Origin of the sequence: Paenibacillus sp. SZ31, assembly GCF_012912005.1 — a bacterium.
GTDB lineage: Bacteria > Bacillota > Bacilli > Paenibacillales > Paenibacillaceae > Paenibacillus.
In genome coordinates, this window is sequence record NZ_JABBEA010000028.1 from 11925 (window position 1) to 32983 (window position 21059).

A 21059-nucleotide genomic window follows, 5' to 3' on the forward strand; every position below is an offset into this window, starting at 1 on the left:
CTCGAATCAGCTCCAAGTCTGCTGTAAATAGGGCAAGCTCCTCGCTCGTAATAACTCCGTCCGCATATTTGGCGCTTTCTGTACGGCGGTGTGTGAGATAGTCGTCCTGGTTCAGAGTAATCACCCTTTCTCTCTCTATTTGGTGAAGCTTGAATCGATAATGTCCTCGTAAGCGAGGTCTTCCTTCAGATTGCCGATGAAGCGCTGCATATCAATTGCGGTCTCGAAGGCCGATTCATTGATGAGCCCATCAGCAGGGTATACCTTGCTGTCGATCATGCGTTGTACCGCTTGCTCCACAACTTTCTTGTCTAGATTCGGGAATTCCTTAACTGCGACTGCTTTGGCGCCTTCAGGATTGGATTGAATGTAGTCCAGGGCTTGCTCAATAGAGGTGACGAAGCGCTGGGTGAGATCAGGATTCTTTTCAATGAAGCTTGCGGTTGTATTCATCGTTGCGAAGGCGAAGTCAGGGTAATCCTTGGTGAAATCATGGACAATATGCAGTCCTTCTGCAATGCCTTGATCCAGCTGAGGTTCGTAAACGATAGCAATATCGGCTTTGCCAGCTAATACAGCACCAAGCTCGGAGCCATTCTGAACCTCGGTAATCGTCACATCTTTGTCGATATCGATGTTATTGTCAGCGAACAACTTCCGCAGTAAGCTGTTCGAACTTGTAGGTGCCAAGCCCACAACGATGGTTTTACCTTTGAAATCCGCTGTCGAGTTCACGGTTACTCCTTCTCGCGCAACTGCCCATACTGGAGCGCTCCCTGATAGAAGAACCAGTGAGCGAGCATCTCCACCCTTAGCATTAGCAAATGCGACATGCTCAGGACCGTGGAAGGAGAACGCAGACTCGCCTGAAATCACCGAAGACAATGCTGTTGGTCCGCTTCCGGCAGCGCGGATGGAGGTTAGCTCAATGCGATTCTCCTCTAGGAATCCTTGGTTATTCGCTACATACAGCGGAAGGTAGAGCAGGTTGTGATACACCTCGGACACCATAATTTTGTCCACCTGCGTATTTGCTGTCCCCCCGCTATCAGATGCACCTGCGCCACTCGCAGGTGTTGTAGCGTTGCTTCCGCATGCACTGAGCAGTGTGGTCAAAATAACCGTCATCGTTGCTAGAAAAGCTATCTTTTTGAATGTACGCATTAGTCATCAGTCCCCTTTAATCGTTGTAGGTCAGCTATACAGATGTGGATTTGCTGCTGGTCTTGTTGTCATTCCATGGAAGGAGACGGGATTCGATATAACCGACACAAGTGTAGAGGAGCATGGCGACCAGCATAAGCATGAACACGCCGACCCATACGGCCGGAAGGTTGAACAGGTTTCCTTCGACGAATACCATGTGTCCGAGTCCTTTGTCAGAAGAGATGAATTCTCCACCTACGACAGAGACCAATGCCAAACCGATATTGATCCGGAAGGCGGAGATGATCCATGGCAGGGAGGAAGGAACGATAATTTTGCGGAAAATTTGTGATTTCTTCGCACCGAAGGATTTCATCAGATTAATCTGTGATTCGTCGATCTGATGCGTCGCTTGGTAGGCGGATAACAGCGCTACGATAAACGTTGCTACGGAGGCGAGAGCAATCTTGGAGAAGATGCCCGAACCGAACCAGATGATAATCATAGGAGCGAGGGCAATCTTCGGGATGCCGTTCATCGCTACAATGAATGGATCGAGCACACGGGCAACGGACTTGGAATACCACATAAGCAGTCCTGCCAATGAGCCAATTAAGCTTCCGGCTACGAAGCCGATAACGGTGGCATTTACCGTTGCGAACGCGTCTGTAAGCAGTTGTCCTGAGCTGGCCATGGTGATGGCGGCATCAAGAATGGCGCTTGGCGATCCCATGAGGAATCCGTTAACCAGTTTCAAGCGAACGGCGGATTCCCAAATCACCAGAATGACCGCTACAATAATGAACCGCCACAGCATCGTCATCAGCCATTCTTTGGAGAAGGTAGATTGTCTGCGTTTGCTCTTCGTAACTCCAGCAGGCTTTCCGGCAAGGGTAACTTCAGGTGATGTGCTCTTCATTAGCTGATCCTCCCCATTTGGATATCAAGCTCTGACCAGATCGATTCAAAATATTGCTTAAACTTCTGGTCGGAGCGGGCTTTCAGTGCTGAGCCATATTGCGAGGCGAGGCCAATGTCGTAGATCTGTTTCACGGTTGTTGGCCTTTTGCTCATAACGGCAATGCGGTCGGAGATGGCGATGGCTTCCTCGATGTCATGCGTGATCAAGACGCCTGTCTTGCCCTCGGATTTCAGGATGGATAAGATTTCATCTTCCAGAATGAGTCTGGTCTGATAATCAAGTGCGGAGAAGGGTTCGTCCAGTAATATAATATCGGGCTGGGTAACGAGGGTACGTATGAGGGCTACACGTTGGCGCATACCGCCTGATAGGGTGGAGGGATAGGCTTCTGCGAATGAAGCCAGGCCATAACGGTCCAGATAATCCATGGCAATATCGCCGCGATCCTTTTTGGACATGCCCTTCACTTCCAAGCCTAGCGTGACATTGTCCAGGATGCTTCTCCAAGGAAGCAGCAGATCCTTCTGCATCATATAGCCTACATGCCCGGTTGTCTGATCGATCTCTTCGCCACAGACGATAACCTTGCCATTCGTTGGCTTGAGCAGACCCGCGATAATATTGAAGATCGTACTCTTGCCACAGCCGCTCGGTCCCACAATACTGAAGAACTCCTGCTTCTTGATTTGCATCGAAACCTCAGCGAGTACCTGAATGTCTTCTCCGGTTGCACTGACAAATGATTTGGATACGCCTTGTATTTGTATAGCCATGATAGGTAGCCCCTTTCCTACAGCCTGATGGTGTTTATTTCTTGATGTAAATTGATGTTAATTAATATGACATTGATGAATATATTCCTAATCATATAGACTGTTTGCACAATTGTCATTAGTTACTCTGAACATAAAAATAGAATTAAATCAGTTAAAATGCACAAATGGAGTTGGGTTGGAAAAAGAAAATAAAAGAACGTGTCATTATACATGACACGTTCTTGGTTTAAGACGTATGATTAGCTTCGCTAGGGGCTGGATTAACATTCAGAAGGGACTCAAGTGCGAAGGCGAGTCGGAAGCGCAGGCTCTCCATCGGGTCTTTGATGTTCCTGCCGGTCAGTTTCTCACATTTCTCCAGCCTATAAATCACTGTATTGCGATGTACGAACAGCTCTTTGGCTGTATCGACGATCTGGCAATGATTCTCATAGAAAGAGGACAAGGTTTTCATCAGTTCGCTACGCTCATTTGGATCTCGGCCTTCAAAGGGCTTAAAGGTTTCTTGATGGAACTGCAGCATCTCATCGTGAGGAATCATGCGCAGCAGACGGCTTATATCCATGGTTTGATAGGAATGAGCGAAGCGGGTCTTTCGCATCTGATAGCCGGATTGGAGCGCCTTGACTGCTTCCTTATAGGAGAGTCCAATATCCAATACATTGGTGTAAGGATTTCCTATTCCGAAGGATAGGCTGAGCTGCGACTCCGTATACAGATTGCTCGCGATCTGCTCAAGCTGCTGAACAACGGTGTGTTCGTCCCAAGACGATTGGGCCAAAAAGACGAGTATACCGAACTGGTCGTTCTTTGTGAACATGACAAAGGAGAGATCCAATCTGGCGAATTCCTGCTTAATCAGCTCGTAATAAGCGTCTCGTTCCGAGATGAATCGCTCTTCCCCAGGTGGAGTGAGGAGGTGATTAGGTTTGTTTGTTAAGGGTTCATCCATCTTGGCGATGATGAGAACGGAGCTCCCTTTTGCTTGTAGCCCATATTTCTTGCCGCGATGCAGCGCTTCTTGTTCAGAACGAATGAATCCTTGAATGAGATCGGAGAAATATTCATTTTTGTACCGGCGGGAGCGTTCCTTGACTGCTTGTTTCTTGGTTAACTCCAGACCGATCACATTGACCGCTTGCTCAAGTGCCAGAGTGGAGAGCTTAGAGGTTGTGGAACTGTCGTATAGTGCGATCAAATAGCCTTCGTGCCGATCCGTGAAGATGGGATGAAGCTCGGCATGTCGATATTTATCAGCAGTAAGTAGGCAGATCGAGATTGCAGTATGGAAGGAAGGGTGCTCATCTATAAATGTCAGTAAGGGCGCGGCGAGAGACTGGTGATCCATCTGTTGTGCATAGTGGGAGCTTGCTGTAATTTGCTTCTTCGAACCGAGCAGAAGTACAGGTGAGGATAGTAATTGAGACAACGTATCTACGATGGAGGGTATGCCTTTTCCCTGCATCACCATCGTGGAAAATTGCTTGTGAATAGATAAGGCGTAGTGCAGTTCATGGGTTTTGTTCTGTAGGATGGCACTGATCGAATGTTGAAATATTTCACCGAGTGTATTGTCTATCTCGGACAGTTCGATGATTGGGAAGCCCAGTCTGTTGGCTGTCTCAAGCAGTTGCGGAGCTAATTCAAGAGAGAAACGCTGTGTCTTGACAGCAAGCGCTGCACAACCAATTGCATGCATGTCTGTAATAAATCCAAGATGAGCATCGGGGCGGTCTTTCAGGATATAACCGTTCGTCAGCAGCATATCTCCCGGCTTCAGGAATTGTACAATATCTGGCGCGTCCATAATATTAATCGATTGCACCAAACGATCTAGTCCACGATGTCCGGCAATAACCTTTGCTTTGGAGAGAATGGGGATAGTCAATAACTGTTGCAGATCCATCTTCAACCCACTCGCTTTCATATTGATATGTTATAAAATCTAACATTAAGTGAGGTGGGCGTAAAGAAGAGTTTGGATAAAGAGGCTAAAAGATAGATGTAAACAAATTTCTCATAAATATAAAAACTTTCCATTAATTCAATGCGTTATACTAAATAGGTATAAAGAAAATTTGATCACTATTACCAACTCTATCACTAAAAAGGAGTTCTCAATCCATGAAACGAAAAGGATTAGTATCGCTTTTACTTGCCAGTGTTGTTGCTGGTTCTATTATGGTATGAAATTGTAGAAACCAAACAAATCAATACCGATGAAGTTCAACTTTATGTAGTTCAAAAGTATGCAGGACAAGACTACAAACAGTCACCACCACTTCCATATAAAATTTTCAAAAGCGAAAATGGATGGAAGGTTTTAGTAGAGCCACTAGAAATCAATACATTGACAGGTGAAATCACTAAAGGTACACCGATTCACGCTTTGCAGTATACAGATCAGTAGTTGTTTTATGAATGCATACACATTATAGATACGATTGAGGAGTGACCACCAATGAAAAAATTCACGGAAAACCTCAGATAACAGCAGATCAATCTGATGGGCTGCTTTTGTTCAGCAACGGGCAGGTCAACGTGGAAACATATTCTGACACTCAATCCCCATTTTATAGTAATATAAAGTTGGTTTTAGTAAAAGTGTACAAAGATGTGTAAACGAGATAGCTAAAGAACCGTTCATCTATCTAGCATGTGATTATGTTTTAACGTTAAGAATGGAAGCATGTAAATAATACATATGGAGGTAATTAAGTTTGAGTACTCACTACTATTTCAGTTGGTTTAATCAATTTTTTCCAGAGAAGCTGGTCCATTATTTACAGGAGGATATACAGGACAGAAAATCGCTTGTTATGATTAGCGCTGACCCATCCGGTTATACAGATGAGCAAGTTAACTTTGATGATATTTCTGAATGGACATGGTTGAATCAGGCTAACATTATTTTTGATGAATATCATTTCATTGATTACCGCACGCAGAAGGAAGATGCCCAGCGATCCATTCAGAACGCTTCTGTAATTTTTTTATGTGGTGGATATCCTGCTCTGCAGAACGATTTTATGGCGGATTATGAATTATCGGATGCGATTAAGAACAGCAATGCCGTTATCATGGGTGCTAGCGCAGGTGCATTAAACATGTCTGCAAAATGGTTAAGCTTGAATAACACTGATGAAGTTGAAACAAGTACTATTTATGATGGTATAGGTTTTGATCATTTTGCCTACGAATCCCATTCTCAACGCGACTACGCCACGTTTGTTCAAGGCTACCTATTCCCCTTGTCAGAAGAGATTGATGTTTATGCGTCAGAACAGGAGAGCGCTATACGTGTAAAGGATGGAAAAATAGAAATAATGGGTCCTATATATTTAATTTCCCACTCAAAGATTCAGAAATTGGTTGAGACGCTCTAATTAGAGTGAGTGGCTGTGACCTAACAGAATTAATTCCTTTAAAATCAAGGCTTACAGCGAATCATTTCAGGTCTCCTCTCTATGCTTAGCAGATGCTAACCGCTCATTTTGATTGAACTAACGGGAAACGATGTTCGGGGGAATCGAGGAACAGTTTTCTACCTTTTTTTTGAAGGAGAAGAGTAATTGAAACGTAATATTATTGTCCTTTTTGGAATTCTTGTCATCAGCTTTGTTTTATTATTAGGGGTTCGGATCATAGGCTTTCCTGTACCCATAGTTATTGAGCATTCAAATATCCCCATAGAGAATGAATTAAAGCTTCATGAGGGAGGAAACTCGAAGGCTAAAATCATCTGGTGGGGAGATTAGTAAGGTAGTTTCAGTGCAAGCGGAAACTTGAAATGATGGCTGCTGCTCTCAAATGGTGTGACTCGCTTTTCTTAGCGTACGGATAATTCCATTAACATCTTCAGTATGAGAGAGGTGATATGAAATTCATAAAATGAGTAATAACATCTTAATGTTGGTACTAGTGGTATCCATGATAGTAGCTGGGTGCTCATCAAAAGAAAAAGAAAAAAATGAGGATAATGTTATTGAACGTGTAGTAGCATCTGATTTTGTTCTCGAAGTAACAACACCAACTGTTTTAAGTACGGGTGAGACAATTAAAGTACAAGGAACTTTAAAATATACAGGTATTAAACCCGTTGAAGTTTTTCATGGAAAACCAATCATTCGTTTTTCCTTCTCCGGTAGTAACGAGGAGCGTAATTATGCAGATGTGGGATATGTAACTGAGTTTAAGTCAGGTCAAGTGGTTGAGGTTGAAGATGAGTTTATAGTAACCAAAAAAGGGAAACAAAATCTCTTTGTGGATATGACCGCGGATATCTCTTTAACTATGAATCCAATTGAAATTCTTGTGAAGTAATTTTAGTGAAATTGAACTGACAGCAAACCTTAGCTTAAATGAAATGTTTACGAAAATAATGCCTAATAAACTCATTAAAATTTTAAAAAAACCTCCCGTCCCGCATGACATCTGGGATTGGGAGGTTTTGATTATAGTGCGGATTCAACGTTTATCGTACAAACCATCCGGTTGGCTGAGGGGCAATGTCTGCGGTATCTCGTAGATCATGGACTTTGACATTGCTGCCATAGATCATGGAATCGCTGCTCAGTCGGAATGAAGGGAAACTGTGCTCGGATTGCAGACACAGACAGGGTTCGAAGTAAATCTGCTGCTGTTTGTTGATTACAAACGGAAGCGACCCCGCTTCTACGGTAACATCATCGCTATCCGGTTCGTTCAAGATCAGAAGTACCGCAATTCCGTCACAACCGCATCCATCGGTATCATAAAACAATTTGAAATAGCCCGGTCGATCTCCCAGCTTTTCAGTAAGTCTTGCTTCTGCCAGCGGACTGACTTGAATGATCATGACGTCGTTCACACTCCTCTAATCTCCAATGAATTCGCTTACAATTTAATATATGGACCATAAACGCAGATTAGAAGGTGAAATAACGAAAAGCAAACATGTCCTGTGAAAATATTGACGCTAATGAGTAAAGCATCGAACGATTCACATATGAATGTCATCCCCGGAACTTCTATTGGTCCAGAGTGAAATCATTCGCCCGCCAATGAAACCCATTTCATCGCCATTCCTTATCTGGTATGATAAGCAGGGAAAATAGGGAAAATTAGAGAAAAAGGAAGGTTCCGCTATGACACCGATCACTATATATGACATCGCCAAGGAAGCAAATGTATCTGTCGCGACGGTCTCCCGGGTGCTGAATGACACGGCACCAGTGCGTGCAAGCACCCGAGAGAAGATTATGTCCATCATTGAAAAACACCAGTTTCAGCCCAACGCGCAGGCGCGCAGTCTGATCAAGAAAGAGACGGGCACCATTGCCATCATCCTGCCGGACATTACAAACCCCTTCTTCCCGGAAGTCTTCTGGGGCGCGGAGAATGAGGCTCGCGGATTGGGATACACGTTTTTTCTGTGCAATACTGCAGGGGACTACAACAGGGAATCTGAATATTTGTCCATCCTGCGAGAGAAGCGAGTAGACGGGATTATTTTTCTCGGCGGGCGAATCAACATGCAGGTCTGTCCGGATGACATGGCTCAGGAATTGATTGATATGGGCAAACGTATGCCGATCGTGCTGGTCAATGGCAATATTGCCAAAGGTGGGTTCCACCGGGTATACACGGATGAAGGGGCAGGGGCAGCCCTTGTAGCTGAGCATTTGCTTGAACTGGGGCATCGCGATATCGCCTTTGTCGGCGGTCTGAAAGAGCTATCCACCACCATGGTCAAGGTCAGAGCTGTGCAAAAGAAACTTCGCGAGCATGGGCTCGAAATACCAAAAGAACGGCAGCTTCTCGGCAGTTTCTCCATCGACGATGGCAAACGTGAGATGTCCAAACTGCTGGATTGTGACAATCCGCCAACCGCAGTCATCTGTGTGAATGACAACACGGCGATTGGTGCCATCAAGTCGACGATTGAGCATGGGCTCTCGATTCCGAAGGATATATCCATTGTGGGTTTCGATGACACGCTGCTCGCCAGTGCCGTTATACCGGAACTGACAACCGTATCCCAGAACACGTATCAGCTTGGCAAACAGGCTGTGGACGTGCTTCATGAGCTGATTAACCAAGGCAAACCGAAGAAGCAGATCATTCTGCAACCGGAGCTAATTGTGCGTCAAAGTACAGGACCTGCTGCAAGATAAGGGGCCCTGTAATTGGAAAAGAAAGCGTTGACATTTCCTTGGAGGGTGAAATATAATGAGTGCGTGAATGAAACCCCTTTCATAAAGTGGAACGGGTTTTATGTTTCAGCTTAATGAAACCCATTTCATGAAACGGGTTTCAGTGTAGTCATCCATTCATTATATCAAGGGGGCGTAACGTATGAGAAGAAGTCTTAAGGTCATTTCGTTATTGATGCTGGTCATGGTAATGGGTCTGACAGCCTGTAGCAGCGGGAGTAACAACGGTTCTTCCGGCGAGTCCGGTGGCAAGGTTGATTTGAGCATGACGATCTGGGGCTCGGAGGATGAGAAGAAGATTTATCAGGAGCGACTCGACATTGTGAAACAGACGTATCCCGATATTAACGTGAAGCTGAACGTGGTGGCAGGGGATTATGACCAGAAAGTACAGACCATGATCGCCGGGGGAACAGCGCCGGACATCATGATGATTGCCGAGAACTACCAGGCTTACGCCTCCAAGAATCAGATTATACCGCTGGATGACATGATTCAAGCGAACAATGTGAACATGTCCGAGCGTTATTCCGATGATATTGCAAACCTGATGAAGTACGATGGCAAACAATTCGGTTTGCCAGATCGGGCAGGCGCGATGGTCCTCTTTTATAACAAAGACCTGTTCGACAAAGCTGGAGTAGAATATCCAACCAAAGAATGGACGCAAGATGATCTAATGGCAGCTGCTCAGAAGTTAACCGTGAAGGAAAATGGAAAAACGACTCAATGGGGTTACTACCCAGGTAGCTGGTGGCCGCAATGGATGCAATTAATTTACCAAAACGGAGGTTCGCTGTTCGATGAGAGCGGCAAACCGACATTCAATACAGAGCCAGTACGTAACGCATTACAATTCATGAACGACTTGACCTTCACACACGGTGCGAGTCCAACGCCAACCGAAATTGCCGACATGGGAAATATCGGAGCTGATCCGCTGTTCGCACAAGGCAAGATCGCCATGGAAACGACAGGGTTCTGGAACATCGGTTCACTTGCCAAGGTGGAAGGCATCAACTGGGATATCTCTCCGGTATGGGGCGAAACAAACGCATTCTTTAACGGGTTAACGATTACCAACGCTTCCAAACACAAGGAAGAAGCATTCAAAGTGATTGAAGGACTGACCACACCTGAAGCACAGATGCCAATGGTCAAAGCCGGTCAGGATGCTCCTGCAACCAAAGCGGGTCTGTCCAGTGATGAATTCCTGAATGCTGAATATGGCGGCAAAAAAATCAATATGGCTGCGTTCAGTGAATCAACGATCTATGCAGAACCGTTCAACCCGCAATGGAACGAAATGATGAAGCTTATTAATGACAAGCTGGGTGTATATTTCAACAACAAAGCCTCGCTTGATGATACGGTAACTGAAATTCAGAGTGGGCTGGAAAGACTCTACAAATAGAGGTTGTTCAAATAGCATCGACAGGAGGACAGGTGGAATTCGGCGTGAATACGGATTCCATCTGCTCTCTGCGTCATGGGAGGGCTTAACGTGAAAAAAAAGGACGGGAAATGGTTCTATATCTTCATCTCGCCTTGGTTGCTCGGATTCCTGGGGCTAACCCTGGGACCAATCCTATTTTCTATCTATATGAGCTTCACGAATTGGGATCTGTTCCAGTCCCCTGAATTTATCGGTATAGACAACTACAAAACACTGTTGACGGATGACCCGATCTTCTGGAAAGCGGTGGGAAATACGTTCTTCTACGCCCTGATATCGATTCCGCTGGGCATGTCCATCTCGCTCTGGATCGCGTATTACCTGAACAAGAAGATCAAAGGTATTACTTTCTTCCGGATTCTGTTCTACCTGCCATCCGTCGTTCCGGTGGTTGCGAGTTCATTGCTCTTCATCCACTTGCTTGCGCCGACAGAAGGATTGATCAATCAGGCACTTGCGATCTTTGGTATTCAGGGTCCTGCCTGGCTTCTTGATCCGAACTGGGTTAAGCCTGCATTAATTCTCATGTCCTTGTGGGGTGTGGGTGGTGGTGTGGTATTACTGCTTGCAGGTATGAAAGGAATACCGCAGGAATTCTACGAGGCCGCTGCCATCGATGGAGCGAAAAGTACCCAATCGTTCTTCCATATTACATTCCCCATGCTGACTCCCGTCATTTTCTTCAATCTCGTGACTGGCATGATCGGAGCGCTCCAGACCTTCGCGCAGGTATTCATCGTCACTGCCGGAGGACCTGACAATTCAAGCCAGATGGTCGTTCCCTACTTGTTCCAGAATGCGTTCCAATTCTACAAAATGGGATATGCATCGGCGATTGCCTGGGTATTATTCATTATCATCATGGCGTTGACACTGGTTGTATTCCGTTCATCGGCGCTATGGGTGCATTACGAGGAGGGAAAAGCCAATGAGTAATCCATCGACTGTGGAGAAGACGATATCCTACATTTTTCTGATTCTGGTCGGGGTGCTGCTTGCTTCACCTTTCCTGTACATGATCTCCATTGCACTGGCCAGTGACGCAACAACCGTCAAGTCAGCCTTTACCTTCGTGCCGATGGAGTTCCAATGGTCGAACTTCTATACGATCTTCACGAATAACAATCTTGGTACGTATCTCAAAAACTCGGTTATCATTACCGTCTTTACGATTGTCGGATCGGTATTATCGGCTTCGGTCGTATCCTACGGCTTCGCCAGGATCAAAGCGAAAGGAAGCCGTTTCCTGTTTATTGTGTTGCTCAGTACGATGATGATTCCGGGTGAGGTGACGATGGTACCGCAGTTCATCATCTTCCGTCATCTGGATTGGATTAATACATTTTACCCGCTGATCGTGCCGAGCTTCTTCGCTGGGGCATTCAACGTATTCCTGATTCGACAGTTCGTCATGAGTATTCCGAAATCACTGGATGAAGCCGCCATGATCGACGGAATGGGCCACCCGGGAATCTATTGGAGGATCATACTGCCACTGACGTATCCAATTCTGGCTGCTATTGCGATCTTCTCGTTCTCCTACAACTGGGGTAACTTCATGGGGCCACTCATCTATATCAATGATCCGGAGAAAATGCCGCTGGCACTCGGGGTACAGCTGTTGACTACGGTAGGGGGCGGGCAGATGCCGCCGTGGAACCTGGTCATGATCGCATCCCTCTTCCTCACCATTCCGATGGTGCTGGTATATCTGTTCGGACAGCGTTATGTCTATGAGGCTAACATTAGCGGCGGAAGCAGCGGAATCAAGTAACACAGATGGTGTCTGCAGTGTGTGTATGTTTTGAACCTGATGTTCAAGGTCAACGGAATAATCAACGTACATGGAGAAAGGATTGTTTAGCCCATGGCGCATAAAGAACAACGCAGCAGAGGCAAACGGAGTTATATCCTCATGGGTGTCGCCCTGATTGCCCTGCTGGCAGGAGGAGGGATTGTTATCAATCATTTTGCCAATGAATCATCCAAAACACTTGTATTCCAAGGGGAACCGGTACGTCTGAAGCTGGATCAGTCCTATAATCATTTTGAAGGCTGGGGTACGTCACTTGCCTGGTGGGCCAACGATCTGGGTGGATGGAAGGGTCAGGCGAAGGTTAGTGAAGTGATGGATCTGGTCTTTGATCCGGAGAAAGGGTTAGGTCTGAACATCGTCCGTTACAATATCGGCGGTGAGGAAAATCCGGAGATGAAGGCCCTTCGTCCCGGCGGGGATGTACCTGGCTTCCAGCCTGAACCTGGAGAGTGGGACTGGGATGCCGATGCAGGTCAGCGTGCTGTATTACAGGGCTCGATGGAGCGCGGCGTGAACATTGCCGAAGCATTCTCCAATTCACCACCTTACTGGATGACGATCAGTGGATCCGTTACCGGAGCAGTGGATGGCAGCAATAATCTGCGTGATGATCAGTATGATGCGTTTGCCGATTATCTGACCGAAGTCGTGAAGCATTATCGGGACGAGTGGGGGATCACCTTCCGCACACTGAATCCGCTCAATGAACCTTCCTCCGACTGGTGGAAGAAGGGCAACATGCAGGAAGGCAGTCATTTTACGAATGAGAAACAGGCCGAGATTATCAAGAAAGTTGCTGCTTCTCTTCAAAGTAAAGGACTGGACGGAACCGTCATTAGTGCCGCGGACGATAACAGCATTGATGAGACGGTGTTCAATTTCAATCTATATGATCAGGACACGCTGGACGTGATCCAGCAGATCAATACCCATTCCTATAATGGTAGCAAAATGGAAGAGTTGCGCACGCTGGCAGAACGCCAGGGCAAGAAGCTGTGGATGTCCGAATACGGAACAGGCGGCAGCGAGCCGCACAGTCATGAGGATATGACCTCGGTGCAGGAGCTGGCAGAGCGGGTCATGTTCGATCTGAAAATCATGCAGCCATCCGCCTGGGTATACTGGCAGGCCGTTGAAGATGAAGGCGCCAATAATAACTGGGGATTCATTCATGCCAACTTTAACGGAGAAGAGCAGTATGAGATGACCAAACAGTACTATGGCATGGCCCAGTTTACAAAGTTCATTCGTCCAGGCGCGACGATTATTCCAACGGATGGTGGACGCACGCTGGCTGCCTATGACGCGGAACGTCAGAGACTGGTGCTGGTGATTCGTAACGAATTGTCAGCGGGTACAACGGCGTTTGAACTGGAAGGGTATGCGTACGGAAAAACATCCACCGCTCAGGTGTATCAGACTTCACCGGATCGGAATATGGAACAGCTTGAAGACATTCTGGTGTATGCCAACGGACTTGAAGTGCCTACCGCAGACAACTCCATCACAACGGTTGTACTGGAAGGCGTGACGTTGCAGGGGAACTGATAACAGCGATTGAATGGTTGTTCGGTCATCTGAGTGCTGGCGTGAATATGAACATTATCATTTTGAACTAATCATTTACACAGAGAAACGAAGAGGACAGAAATAACTTGAAGAAGCGGAGCGTGCGCCTACAAGCTTTCTGCAAGAAAGCTACATCGGAAGCATACGCTATCCCCGGATTTACCCTTTATAAAAGGAAACAAAAAATCTGGGGATAACAGCGATCGGAAAGTTGTTCTGTCATCGGAGTGCCAGTGTAAATAATTTTAGTTCAATTTATATCAATAAAGAGAAGGAGGGGATATCTTTGACAGAGAAAGCATCCCTTTTGCTCCAGGAACAGAAGAAGAACATCGCCAGGGCTGAGAACGGTGTTCAATCTGAATTAACATACGATGCACGCAGTTTTTTTCTGAACGGAGAGCGTGTGTTTCTGAATAGTGCCACGATCCATTATTTCCGTATGCCGAAGGAGGAATGGCGTGAGGTTCTGCTGAAGGCGAAGCTGGCAGGCATGAACTGCATCGATACTTACTTTGCGTGGAATGTGCATGAACCGGAAGAAGGACAGTGGTCCTTTGAAGGGGACGACGATTGCGGCGCGTTTCTGGATTTGTGCGCAGAACTGGGCATGTGGGTCATCGCGCGTCCGGGTCCGTTTATCTGTGCAGAATGGGATTTTGGTGGTTTTCCATACTGGCTGGGTACGAAGGACGACGTGAAATTCCGGGAAAATAATGAGACGTATCTGCATTATGTGAATTTGTACTTTGACCGGATTGTGCCGGTTATTCGGGACCGCCAGCTATCCGCTGGGGGTACGGTCATTCTCGTTCAGGTGGAGAATGAATACGGGTACCTAATGGATGATGTGGCGGCAAGTGACCATATGAATACCCTGAGGGATGGATTGTTACAACGTGGCATTGACGCTACGCTGATCACTTGTGTTGGCGGGGCGGAAGGCACGATTGAAGGTGCTAATTTCTGGTCGGGTGCCGACGGGCATTATGAGAAACTTCGTGCTAAACAGCCGGACACCCCAAAAATGGTCACGGAATTCTGGACAGGATGGTTCGAGAACTGGGGAGGGCCTTCGGCCATTCAGAAGACAGCGCCTTTGCTGGAGAGACGCATCATGGAGATTCTGCGTGCCGGGTATACCGGAATCAGTCACTACATGTTCTATGGTGGCACGAACTTCGGTGGATATGGCGGCAGAACGATGGGTAGCAGTGATATCTTTATGATTACGTCCTATGACTATGATGCACCGCTGAACGAATATGGACGGGTGACACCGAAATATGCGGTAACCAAGAATCTGTCCTATTTCGTCCATGCTTTCGGGGCCCTTCTGATGGAAACAGAGGAGATTCCCTCAGAACCGATCGTTGTACGTCATCCTGAAGGCATATCCTTACGAGGTAGACAGGCTGACAACCAGAAGATTTGGTTCCTGGAGAGTCACAAGGATGAACGGGAGACGATGCACATTACGCTGGAGGAAGGCCGAACTCTTCCCGTATCGCTGAATCCAGGACAGATTGTTCCGTTGCTGGATCGAGTACAGATTGCTGAATACGTATACCTGACTGCGGGTACGATGATTACGGGCAATGAAATGATAAATGGAGAATTGAACCTGTTCATCGTGGCCACTGCGGGGCAGCGTTCTGTTGTTGAACTGGAAGCAGGGGCATTGAACGTCACGGGTAGCACAGTGCAAGTGCTGGTCGAACATGATTCAGCCAGGAACGTATACCGTTTCGATCTGTTCCATTTCCAAGAGCCGGGAATAATCCAACTGGAAGCAAACGGCACACCGATCCGATTCATCATTCTGGATCAAGAAACGATGAATCGAACATGGCGATTGGAAGCAACAGACCAGAAAGGACTTCGTTATGCGATCGGCTTCGATGACTTAGATGTATTGCCATCTGGTCATGTCAAGGGCATGATCACTGACACAGATCGCACAATTACGCTGCTTGGTGACTGGGCCGATGGAGAACGGAGGTTCACAGGTCATGAGTTTCTCGCTGGCGAGGAAAAAGGTGTACAGTACGATGTGCTGAATCCAGAGGGACGAAATACACCAACGCCATCCACTCCGCAAGCTGTACCGAGTGAACCTAGTCAGGAGTCCGTTGCAAGAATACAACAGCGGCAGCTTCCATTGCTATCGCCGATTGCGCCAACGTTATCTGCTTCTCCAGAGCTGTCACGTGTTACGTTAACTGCGAAGCAGCGCTCGGCGAGTGCACAACCGGAGGACTTTTCCCGGTATGGACAAGATTTTGGGTACCTGTTGTATGAATGCGACTTCGAAAGTCCAACTGAAGGAATCACTAACCTCATTTTTCCAGATATCCAGGATACTGCCAGAATCATCGTTAATGGTGTTCAGCAGGCATTAGTGCGTCAGGTAGGTGCCGCAGGAGTACAGTTACATGTATCTCAAGGGCAAAACACACTTCAGATTTTGGTGCAGCATATGGGCAGATTGAACTTCTCTCCACATTTGGGTGAGAGCAAAGGTCTGGCTGGTGCTGTTTATCTGGGAGGTAAAGTTCAGGATATTCGTCGGGATTGGCGTACGGAGAGTGGAAGTGTTCATCTTGATGAAGTGAATTCTCTCCAAGGGGCTACACTTCTAAGCAGAAGTTTTACGCTGGATAGCATGGATCGGGCGACTCTCGTGGGTGCCTTGAGCAAAGGTCTTCGTATCAACGGCATCGAAGTTCAGATGGAAGGATATCAGGACTGGTTTGCCTTTCAGACGCTGGACATATCCTTGTATATCAAGCCCGGAGAGACGAATACACTTGAAATGCCGTATAGCCGTTCACCATTGAATCGACTGGAACTGATCACATATTTGAGTCAGGGAGAACTGAAGGATTGGCGTATGGCAGGGACAGATGCATTTCTTCCGCAACAATGGGAGAGATACGAGGTAGGACAGGAATCGACCCTTCCTGGAGCACAGGGGTCAATCCAGCGTGTAGCACAGCATGGTATCGCCGAAGGTGGCAATTCAAGTGCCAATCTAGTGGCCAATACCTCGGCTGGATCGATTAATAGTGCTACATTGAACGAGAAGTCTCACCCTGTATCCAACCTTGTTCCAGTCCACGGGTCATACGGTCAGCCGGTCTGGTACCGCTGGCGTTTCGCGAAGCCTACGGTTTCGGAGCACCATAAGATCACTCTGATGCTTCGCCTGACGGGAATGAGCAAAGGAACTATTCACTTGAACGGACATCATCTGGGCCGTTATTGGCAGATTGGTCCACAAGAGGATTACAAAATTCCAGTAGCTTGGCTACAGGAAGAGAATGAACTGCTTTTGTTCGATGAAGAAGGCAGAACGCCAGAACGGGTACGATTCCTATTGGATGCGTTATCTCGTTATCCGTGGGTTGCGGTGGAGTAGAAGCATGGCAGAGATAATCAACTAGAAATGAATTGGGCTCGAAAATAGCATCACATAACGTGAAAATATACCTTTTACGTAGTCACACTACCTCATTTTCTTAGTCGAAATAACCCGCGTTCGTGAATCTTTCGGATTCAGTCTTGCGGAGTGAATTAGGCTAAGGGAATGGGGGAACTGTGGTGATCAGGTCTGTACAATGGGCAACGGTAACACTTGTAGCGTTATTATTTGTAACCGTTTACATATATAAAGATTGTTCATCCATGATCTGTGAAGGGAGTGATGCTTCATGTAATTGGAATTCGAACAGGCAGCCGTGAGGTGTTGCACACAGGGGATAGTCCCAAATTATTTTATTTTGACAATATGGTACAAGGTTTTGGCATGCTTATCACTCATGCATAAGGAGCTGACCTGATGTTAACGAAGAGGAAAGATAGAGCAAGAGGATTCAGCGGTTTCAAAGCCGGAATGATCCTGCTGCTCGGAACATTGCTTCTATTGACTATGGTATTCCCGAATACAGCCAGAGCAGCGACAAGTGTCTATACGATATCCGCCTTTACGAACACAAGTGAGTCCAATATGTATATCTACGAATCCTATAATGCGACACACTATGGTTTGCTGAAAGGGCCAGCCTATACACCTCCGGCCGATCTGATCCGCGATCCCAGCATCATGAAGCACACAGATGGTCTATATTACGTCGTCTACACCACGAACTGGTCAGGTAACACGATCGGTATCGCCTCTAGCCCGGATAAAGTGAACTGGACGTTTGTCCGTAACATTACATTATCCACACCTACCACAATCGCCCACACTTGGGCACCAGAATGGTTCAAAGACAGCAACGGCAGTCTGCACATTATCGTGTCCCTTTCCCCAGGCAACTATGAGAATTTCAAACCTTACGTCATTACCGCTTCAGGTAGCAATCTGACGTCTACCTCATGGTCCGCGCCTACTGAACTGGCAGGCATTGCTCCCAATTATATCGATACCTTTATCGTGAAGACAGGATCAACCTACCATGCTTTTACCAAGAACGAGACCACTAAATACATTGAATATGCGACATCTACCTCGCTGAGCGGTCCTTATACCTTTAAAGGCACAGGGGACTGGGCAGGTTGGGGCTCTTGGGTTGAAGGTCCGGCGCTTGTTCAGTTGGATAATGGTTCATGGCGAATCTACTTTGATGGCTATGCGACACAAAAATATTATTACAGCGACTCTGCTGACGGTTTCCAGACCTGGGGTGCCAAGCAGGAGATTGCGGGTCTTACCGGACTCGTCCGGCATATGACCGTATTGAAAGAGTCCGGACAGCCGGGTGATATCCGCAAGTTGGAATCATTCAATGTGCCGGGCAGCTTCATTCGTCATTACAACTATCAGGCAAGAATTGATACGAGTGTTAGTCCTGTGGAGGATGCACAGTTCCGCATCGTTCCGGGTCTGGCGAATGCAACAGGCATTTCATTCGAGTCCATGAATTATCCAGGTTATTTCCTGCGCAATAATAATGGCAACATTACACTGGTGAAAAATGACGGCAGCGCTACGTTCCGCAATGACGCCACGTTCAAGCGTGTAAATGGACTTGCTAACGCCAGTTGGACATCGTATGCCTCGTATAGTAACCCGAACCTGTACCTGAGACATTATAATAATGTGCTGAAATTGGAAGCTGTCGTTACCGCAATCGATAAGTCAGACGCGACCTTCCGAGAGGTTGCACAATAATGGGTGTTCGTGTACTGAAAAATTCATAAGGGGTGAAGCGGATGAAGTGGTTAAAACGAATGAGCTCGCTGCTGCTGGCAGGAAGTCTACTAACAGGTAGCTTGGGTTTGGGCAATGAAGCATCTGCTGCAGGAGCGTACACGGCTGTTGCCGATCCATCGAAGCAATATCAGACGATGGAAGGATGGGGAACATCCCTCGCGTGGTGGGGCAAAGTGGTAGGAGAATACTCCAACCGTGATGAGTATGTGGAGAAAATGTTCAACGCAAATACCGGACTTGGTCTGAACATCCTGAGGTACAACATTGGAGGCGGGGATAATCCATCATCCAATATCCTTGAATATCGCAAAGCCGTTCCTGGCTACCAGCCTTCTCCCGGCGTGTATGACTGGAATGCAGATGCGAACCAGCGTTATATGCTGCAAGCTGCCAAAGCTCAAGGCGTGAATGTCATCGAAGCCTTTGCGAATTCCGCACCTTACTGGATGACGATCAGTGGTGGTGTGTCCGGTGCGGCCAATGGAGGGAACAACCTTAAACCCGATTATTATGATGATTTTGCCGATTATCTGACTGAGGTCGTGAAGCATTTCCGGGATAACTGGGGGATCACATTCGATAGCGTAACTCCACTGAATGAACCGATCTCGACGTGGTGGAAGCAGGGAAATGACCAGGAGGGCATGCACTTTGACCGGGCGGAGCAGAACACGATTCTGAGTCAATTACAAGCTTCGTTGAATGCAAAGGGCCTGTCCACAAAGTTGAGCGCACCGGAAGAATATAGTATCGATGATACCAATGTATCATTCAACAGCTACAGCACCGCGGTGAAATCAGCAATCAGTCAGATCAACACACACACGTATAGCGGAAGTAATCGAACTGCTTTGCGCAACACAGCGACGTCTGCGGGCAAACATCTGTGGACCTCGGAATATGGGGACGGGGATGCAAGTGGACTTACCATGTCACGTACCATCCTCAAGGATATTCGCAATATGGGCGCGAGTGCGTGGGTGTATTGGCAAGCCGTGGATAGTGCAGAAGGATGGGGATTCTTCAAGAATGTGCTGAACAATACGCAAACGACCAGCTACACCGTGAACCAAAAATATTATGTCATGGGCAATTACAGCAAATTTATTCGTCCCGGATACAAGATTATCGGCATGAGTGATGCCAATACACTTGCGGCCTATGATGCTGCTTCCGGCAAAGTCGTACTGGTCACAACCAATTCGGAATCGACGGATACAACTGTCTCCTATGATCTCAGTCGCTTTACTAACACAGGCACGTCTGCTCAAGTATATCGGACCTCTTCAACGGAGAAGTTGCAGCAACTGACCAATATTTCGGTGCAAAACAAAACCTTTACCGCTACGGCCAAGGCCAATTCGGTCACAACCTACGTCATTTCCGGTGCAACTTACAATGGCGGTACAGGATATGACTCCGGGGCCATCTACAAATTAATCAACCGCAACAGTGGACTTGCACTCGATGTGAACGCTGCTTCTACTACAGGTGGAGCAACGATCATTCAGTGGAATGATAATGGAGCAGCCAACCAGCAATGGAAGCTGGAGTCTACAGGCAACGGATATTACAAAATCCGCAATGTGGGCAGTGGGCTTTTGCTAGATGTGAATTCGAGTTCTACACAAGGCGGAGCCTCTTTGATCCAGTGGCAGGATAACGGGGGCAACAATCAGCAATGGCTGCCAATTGATGTGGGAGGATATGTGGTACTTGCCAATCGAAACAGTGGCCTGACGGTTGACATCAATCAAGGGTCTCTGACCGCAGGTGCCTCCACGATTCAGTGGGCCGACAATGGCGGAGCCAATCAGCAATGGAGCCTTGTGAAAGTTAATTAGTGTGAGTGGAGTAACGTTCGTTAGAAGTTAATATTAGTGCATATATATGACGAATTGTAATATGAAGTGCGACACCTACTGGAAATAAATAAAAAATGGCCCATGGCCGGATTCGTGT

Annotated in this window: 17 protein-coding genes; 12 read left to right on the forward strand and 5 right to left on the reverse strand. The window is 46.9% G+C overall.

Features of this window, described 5'->3' with window-relative positions; genetic code table 11:
• Nucleotides 1-135: 135 nt before the first annotated feature.
• The 4 genes from HF638_RS28010 to HF638_RS28025 all read right to left on the reverse strand — a co-directional run bounded on the left by HF638_RS28010 (nucleotide 136) and on the right by HF638_RS28025 (nucleotide 4750).
• Nucleotides 136-1164 carry an ABC transporter substrate-binding protein gene (locus tag HF638_RS28010; RefSeq protein WP_169483168.1) on the reverse strand — a complete coding sequence of 343 codons (1029 nt, stop codon included), beginning with the start codon at nucleotides 1162-1164 and terminating at the stop codon, nucleotides 136-138.
• A gap of 34 nt (nucleotides 1165-1198) precedes the next feature.
• Entirely contained in the window at nucleotides 1199-2065 is an 867-nt protein-coding gene (locus HF638_RS28015; RefSeq protein WP_169483169.1) for an ABC transporter permease, read from the reverse strand.
• The gene (locus tag HF638_RS28020; RefSeq protein ID WP_145149963.1) at nucleotides 2065-2841 is read right to left on the reverse strand and encodes an ABC transporter ATP-binding protein; all 777 of its coding nucleotides are present in this window, start codon (nucleotides 2839-2841) and stop codon (nucleotides 2065-2067) included. The genes HF638_RS28015 and HF638_RS28020 overlap by 1 nt, the downstream gene beginning before the upstream one ends.
• A gap of 229 nt (nucleotides 2842-3070) precedes the next feature.
• Complete coding sequence (locus tag HF638_RS28025; RefSeq protein WP_169483170.1) at nucleotides 3071-4750, reverse strand: PucR family transcriptional regulator; 1680 nt, start codon at nucleotides 4748-4750, stop codon at nucleotides 3071-3073.
• A gap of 249 nt (nucleotides 4751-4999) precedes the next feature.
• On the opposite strand from HF638_RS28025, the gene HF638_RS28030 reads away from it, so the two are divergent.
• From HF638_RS28030 to HF638_RS28045, 4 genes are all read left to right on the forward strand, one after another.
• Nucleotides 5000-5254 (forward strand): hypothetical protein, encoded by a 255-nt coding sequence (locus tag HF638_RS28030; protein ID WP_169483171.1) that lies wholly within the window; start codon nucleotides 5000-5002, stop codon nucleotides 5252-5254.
• A 310-nt stretch (nucleotides 5255-5564) separates the two neighbouring features.
• Nucleotides 5565-6230: a type 1 glutamine amidotransferase family protein gene (locus tag HF638_RS28035; protein ID WP_169483172.1), complete on the forward strand. Its 666-nt coding sequence runs from the start codon at nucleotides 5565-5567 to the stop codon at nucleotides 6228-6230.
• A 186-nt stretch (nucleotides 6231-6416) separates the two neighbouring features.
• Nucleotides 6417-6602, forward strand: coding sequence for a hypothetical protein (locus HF638_RS28040; protein WP_169483173.1), 186 nt, complete (start codon nucleotides 6417-6419; stop codon nucleotides 6600-6602).
• A gap of 133 nt (nucleotides 6603-6735) precedes the next feature.
• Complete coding sequence (locus tag HF638_RS28045; protein ID WP_169483174.1) at nucleotides 6736-7167, forward strand: hypothetical protein; 432 nt, start codon at nucleotides 6736-6738, stop codon at nucleotides 7165-7167.
• A gap of 151 nt (nucleotides 7168-7318) precedes the next feature.
• Here the strand turns inward: HF638_RS28045 and HF638_RS28050 are convergent, their stop codons facing one another.
• Nucleotides 7319-7681 (reverse strand): iron-sulfur cluster biosynthesis family protein, encoded by a 363-nt coding sequence (locus HF638_RS28050; protein ID WP_169483175.1) that lies wholly within the window; start codon nucleotides 7679-7681, stop codon nucleotides 7319-7321.
• A gap of 289 nt (nucleotides 7682-7970) precedes the next feature.
• Between HF638_RS28050 and HF638_RS28055 the strand changes: the two genes are divergently transcribed.
• From HF638_RS28055 to HF638_RS28090, 8 genes are all read left to right on the forward strand, one after another.
• On the forward strand, nucleotides 7971-8999 hold the full coding sequence (locus HF638_RS28055) for a LacI family DNA-binding transcriptional regulator (protein ID WP_169483176.1): 1029 nt from the start codon (nucleotides 7971-7973) through the stop codon (nucleotides 8997-8999).
• Between the two features lie 181 nt (nucleotides 9000-9180).
• Complete coding sequence (locus HF638_RS28060; RefSeq protein WP_169483177.1) at nucleotides 9181-10452, forward strand: ABC transporter substrate-binding protein; 1272 nt, start codon at nucleotides 9181-9183, stop codon at nucleotides 10450-10452.
• Between the two features lie 90 nt (nucleotides 10453-10542).
• A complete protein-coding gene (locus HF638_RS28065; protein ID WP_091013489.1) occupies nucleotides 10543-11430 on the forward strand; it encodes a carbohydrate ABC transporter permease in 888 nt (295 codons plus the stop codon).
• Nucleotides 11423-12268 (forward strand): carbohydrate ABC transporter permease, encoded by an 846-nt coding sequence (locus tag HF638_RS28070; RefSeq protein WP_169483178.1) that lies wholly within the window; start codon nucleotides 11423-11425, stop codon nucleotides 12266-12268. Before HF638_RS28065 ends, HF638_RS28070 begins: the two co-directional genes overlap by 8 nt.
• Before the next feature lie 93 nt (nucleotides 12269-12361).
• The gene (locus HF638_RS28075) at nucleotides 12362-13858 is read left to right on the forward strand and encodes a glycoside hydrolase family 30 protein (protein WP_248278302.1); all 1497 of its coding nucleotides are present in this window, start codon (nucleotides 12362-12364) and stop codon (nucleotides 13856-13858) included.
• A 307-nt stretch (nucleotides 13859-14165) separates the two neighbouring features.
• Nucleotides 14166-17300: a beta-galactosidase gene (locus HF638_RS28080; RefSeq protein WP_169483179.1), complete on the forward strand. Its 3135-nt coding sequence runs from the start codon at nucleotides 14166-14168 to the stop codon at nucleotides 17298-17300.
• A 420-nt stretch (nucleotides 17301-17720) separates the two neighbouring features.
• Nucleotides 17721-19055, forward strand: coding sequence for a glycoside hydrolase family 43 protein (locus tag HF638_RS28085; protein ID WP_169483180.1), 1335 nt, complete (start codon nucleotides 17721-17723; stop codon nucleotides 19053-19055).
• 41 nt (nucleotides 19056-19096) lie between these two features.
• On the forward strand, nucleotides 19097-20941 hold the full coding sequence (locus HF638_RS28090; protein WP_169483181.1) for an RICIN domain-containing protein: 1845 nt from the start codon (nucleotides 19097-19099) through the stop codon (nucleotides 20939-20941).
• Nucleotides 20942-21059: the final 118 nt, after the last annotated feature.